The sequence below is a fragment of the Neisseria sp. P0009.S007 genome, assembly GCF_051962515.1.
The window spans coordinates 1-276 of record NZ_JBQCVF010001082.1; the positions used below are offsets into that span (position 1 = coordinate 1).

The window sequence follows — 276 nt, forward strand, 5'->3', positions numbered from 1 at the left end:
CAGCTACAGATCCGCCCACAATATTTACATTATGTTCTTTAGCGAATGCACTTAATAGGGCTTTGGTGCGGTCCCCATTATTATCGGCAATATTGATTAAATCTGTGGATGGATAAAAACCAGTGTTCCAGGTTTCAGGTAATACAATAATATCAGGATTTTCTGTAAGTGATTGAGTGAGTAACTCTTGAACGCGATTGTAGTTATATTCTACGTCATTTACGTGAACGTCCATTTGTAAGAGGGTTAAGCGTTTTTTCATGGCAAATCCTTTAT

At 37.3% G+C, this 276-nt stretch carries 1 protein-coding gene; it reads right to left on the reverse strand.

What is annotated here, in order from left to right:
- Positions 1 to 262: nitrilase-related carbon-nitrogen hydrolase (locus ACTHS3_RS17835; RefSeq protein ID WP_440368752.1), on the reverse strand; the 262-nt coding region annotated here is incomplete at its 3' end.
- Between the last annotated feature and the right edge of the window lie 14 nt (positions 263 to 276).